This window comes from Verrucomicrobium sp. 3C (genome assembly GCF_000379365.1).
GTDB lineage: Bacteria > Verrucomicrobiota > Verrucomicrobiia > Methylacidiphilales > Methylacidiphilaceae > Methylacidimicrobium.
Genome location: NZ_KB901881.1, coordinates 972 through 3,156, shown reverse-complemented (window position 1 = coordinate 3,156; position 2,185 = coordinate 972). Strand labels below are relative to the sequence as shown.

The following is a 2,185-nucleotide window of genomic DNA, read 5'->3' as shown; positions in this document are numbered from 1 at the left end:
CCAAGCAATCCGCCTCGGCGTTCTCTCCGTGGAAGGCAAGCCGATCGTTCGTCTTTTGAGCAAGATTCCTCGGGAACTGAATCGGCTCCTGGAAAAACTTCGTCTGCTCCCGCTCTTCGCCCAGCCGCCGGCCTGGGCAGCCATGTAGCCAGTAGCGGAAAGGCCTGTCATTCAGCATCAAGGAGTTGCGCCGCTACTCAATGGAAGTCAGGCTAAAGGGCCGGAAAAGCTTCAGCACATCATTGAGCTCACCCAGCAATTCCAAGCCGAATATGCTGCTGCGAACTTATGTGTCGATGTACTAGTGCCAGCGGAACTAGGGCGTCGTCCTTTAAACCGATTCGCTTATGAAAATCACCATCGTTCACGGCTGGTTCTTGCCAGTCCCGCCGCTTCGGGGAGGAGCTGCGGAGAGTCACTGGTACCATCTTGGGGAGCAGTTAGTCCGGCGGGGGCACGAGGTCGCTCATATCTCGCGGACTTGGCCTGGGCTGCCTCGCGAGGATGAGATCGGTGGTGCCCAGCATCTGCGGGTCCCAGGAAACGATCTTCCGCGTTCCCGTCTCGGTATCCTTCTTCGGGATTTCGCTTACACGGTCCAGGTGCTGCAAAGGCTGCCGCCGGCGGATATTCTCGTGATCAACACGATTACCCTGCCGGTTTTCGCCCGGAGCAGGCGCTGGGGGGCAGTCTGGGTAGTGGCTGGCAGGATGCCCAAGGGCCAGACCCGCTTTTATGGCCACGCGGCGCGAATCCAGGCTCCTTCGGCGGCGGTGGCCGAGGCGATCGCACGGGAGAGGGGCAGCAGGGAAAAGATCTGCGTGCTTCCCTATTCGCTTCCCCGGCCTACGGGTTGGACCGACGAAAGCCAGGAGGAAAAGAAGCGGGAGAGAGTTGTTCTCTTCGTTGGCCGGATCCATCCGGAAAAAGGTGTTCACCTCTTGGTGGAGGCCTGGAAAGGGTTAGCGGAGAAGACCAAGAGGAACTGGAGGCTCGTGCTGGTCGGCCCTTGGGAAGACAGTGTCGGCGGAGGGGGAGAGGCCTATTATCGCCGCCTCGACGAGGAATCATCCGGCTGCGGCTTCCCGATCGAATGGAAAGGCCCGGTCTACAATCCCAAGGCGTTGCAGGATCTCTACCGGACAGCCTCTCTCTTCGTCTATCCTTCACTTGCGGAGCGCGGAGAATCTTTCGGCGTCGCCCCGCTAGAAGCAATGGCCCAGGGGTGCCCTGTGTTGCTTTCGGAACTCGCTTGTTTCCGCGATTACCTAAAAGAGGGGGAAAACGGCTGGACCTTCGACCATCGGGCGGCCGATTCCTCTGGCAAGCTTGGGGAAAAGCTTCAAGCACTACTCAGAGACGAGGCTGGCCTCGCTGCGGCAGGCGAGCGCGCGTCCCAGACCGCGTGTAGCTTTTTTCCCGAAGCCCTCGCTCCGCGTTATCTCGAGTCCTTTGCCGAGGTGATCGCGGAAGTGCGGAGTGGCCGGCGCGGATAAGGGACAGGGAGCTTCGAGAATCCATGGGAAGGAGGCCGAGCCCACCTGGTTGAATCTCAAGGTATAGGGCACGCGCTCCTTGCGAGCGAAAGACATCGAAAAGCGCATGATCGGCCTCACTCCTCGACCGAAATCAGCGAATCTCACCGGGCTGCAACTGGCCGATCTGGTGGCCACGCCCATCGGCCGACATGCCATAGGCAAGCCAGCAAATGAGGATTGGCGAATTGTTTACGGGAAATTCCGCCCAAAGAGGGCGGGAAAGGTGAACGGTCATGGCCTCGTCATCCTAAGGAAATAATTTGGAGCCAGCCCTCGCTACGCAGTGACCAACCCACAAAAGATATATGGCTCGGAAGGTGAGGCGCGTCAAGGATCCTACGGTTTCCGGTCAAATCGACCCGCTGGGGCGCGTCCATGCCAATCCGAGCGTCAGGGGGGCCTGAACCAAAGCTGGTCTCATCCGATGGGAGACCGCTTCTTCGCATGCCCGCCCAAATGGGCCGTGTAGGCAGAACGAAAAAGTCTTAACGTTCTGCTGTCATCACTTACAAATCAGCGCAGAGGAAGTTCGGCGAAGGGATGGAAGTGGAGAAGGACGGTCTTCGGTACGTCATTGCCGGAGGAGAGTGGCGGGCCAAACGGGATCGGGAGAGGCGGGAGGCTCGAATCGGCAAGGCGAAGCTTTC

General features: G+C 59.4%; 2 protein-coding genes. Both read left to right on the top strand.

Annotated features, from left to right (window positions below; translation table 11 throughout):
* Positions 1-347 precede the first annotated feature (347 nt).
* Positions 348-1,496 (top strand): glycosyltransferase family 4 protein, encoded by a 1,149-nt coding sequence (locus A37A_RS0114690; protein WP_018292225.1) that lies wholly within the window; start codon positions 348-350, stop codon positions 1,494-1,496.
* Between the two features lie 106 nt (positions 1,497-1,602).
* A complete protein-coding gene (locus A37A_RS21655) occupies positions 1,603-1,797 on the top strand; it encodes a DUF3800 domain-containing protein (RefSeq protein ID WP_020494532.1) in 195 nt (64 codons plus the stop codon).
* Positions 1,798-2,185: the final 388 nt, after the last annotated feature.